Annotated in this window: 1 pseudogene; it reads left to right on the top strand. The window is 65.7% G+C overall.

The features are described 5' to 3' along the window. Positions 1-479: 479 nt before the first annotated feature. A pseudogene (locus CCN51_RS40675) lies at positions 480-829 on the top strand (sugar ABC transporter permease); the annotation flags it as partial.

The raw sequence follows: 829 nt of genomic DNA, 5'->3' as shown, positions 1-829 counted from the left end.
CGGCGAGCGCGAGGAGGGCCACGGCGCCGGTCATGGCTGTCGGTACGCGGGGTATACGGCTCATCTCGTCATCTCCTGTGTGGGGGTCGGCTTTCCGCCCTGTGCCCGCGCACCGCTGGAGTGACGCCTTCTCACACACCGTTCGGCGGCAGGGTGGAGCAAGCGCTTTCTGGAGTGTGGCCGCGAGTCTGGCAGCGCCCGGCCCAAGCGTCAAGGCGCGGCGCACCGGTGAACCGCGGACGGGCACACGGACGGCACCACCGGTGGGCACCGAAGATGTGTCAGAAGTGTTGACCCCGGCCTGAAAACGTTTTAACTTCCCCTCACTCCATACCCACAGCCGAGGAGGCTCCGTGGCAGCGTTGCTACGCGAGCGCCCTGGGAAATCGACGGTGGGCCGCCCCTCCCGTCACCCGTCAGGCGCTTCAATCAAGCGAAAAGGTTTTCAAAGACGCCGCAGCCGGACGCTGTTCCTGCTGATGGTGCCCGGGCTCGCGTACTTTCTGGTGTTCCACTACGGCGCGCTGGTCGGCAACGTCATCGCCTTCAAGGAGTACGTGCCCTTCGACGGCATCTGGGGCAGCCCCTGGACCGGCCTCGGCAACTTCCAGCGGATGCTCGAAGACGGCGCTTTCTGGGACGCGGTGTTCAACACCCTCTGGATCGCGGTCCTCCAGCTGGTCTTCTACTTCCCCGTCCCGCTCGCCCTCGCGCTGCTGCTGCACAGCCTCACCTGGTCCACCGTGCGCCGCTTTGTGCAATCGGTGGTGTACCTGCCGCACTTCATCTCATGGGTGATCGTCGTGGCCCTGTTCCAGCAGGTCCTGGG

Source organism: Streptomyces milbemycinicus, assembly GCF_002154605.1.
Taxonomy (GTDB): domain Bacteria; phylum Actinomycetota; class Actinomycetes; order Streptomycetales; family Streptomycetaceae; genus Streptomyces; species Streptomyces milbemycinicus.
This window is presented reverse-complemented; position numbering and strand designations above follow the sequence as displayed.